Consider the following 710-nt stretch of genomic DNA (forward strand, 5'->3'; position numbering starts at 1 on the left):
CGGAGCAACGGCGACCATCAATGCCGACGCGATTCTCGACTACGTCCGCGAAAAAGATCTGACGGTCGAGTGGATTTTCGACACCCACCCGCATGCGGATCATTTCTCCGCAGCCCAGTATCTGAAAGAGAAGACGGGCGCCCGAACTGCTATCGGCGAACGGGTCGTGGACGTCCAGGAGCTATGGAAGGGCATCTACAACTGGCCCGAACTTGCCGCCGATGGCTCGCAATGGGACCGGCTCTTCGCTCATGGCGAGACCTTTAAGGTCGGCTCCATCGATGGGAAGGTGCTGTTTTCGCCAGGACATACGCTTGCCTCCATCACCTACGTTATCGGCGACGCGGCCTTCGTGCACGACACGCTCTTCATGTCCGACAGCGGCACGGCTCGGGCCGACTTTCCCGGCGGCGATGCCCGCGTCCTGTGGAAGTCGATCCAGGAAATCCTCGCACTCCCGGACGAGACGCGGATCTTCACGGGCCACGATTATCAGCCGGACGGGCGCGCACCCCGTTGGGAAAGCACGGTGGCCGAGCAGAAGAAGTCCAACCCGCACCTTGCCGGCGTAAGCGAGGAAGAGTTCGTGGCGCTGCGGACAAAGCGCGACAAAACGCTGCCGATGCCGAAGCTCATCCTGCATGCCTTGCAGGTGAACATCCGCGGCGGGCGCCCGCCGGAGCCGGAAGCCAACGGCAAGCGCTACCTCA

Annotated in this window: 1 protein-coding gene; it reads left to right on the forward strand. The window is 62.5% G+C overall.

Going from position 1 to position 710, the window contains the following annotated elements; translation table 11 throughout:
- Positions 1-710 (forward strand): MBL fold metallo-hydrolase (locus BN1800_RS39605; protein WP_143534272.1); only part of this gene is annotated, 710 nt, incomplete at both ends.

The sequence above is a fragment of the Rhizobium sullae genome, assembly GCF_900169785.1.
Taxonomy (GTDB): Bacteria; Pseudomonadota; Alphaproteobacteria; order Rhizobiales; family Rhizobiaceae; genus Rhizobium; species Rhizobium sullae.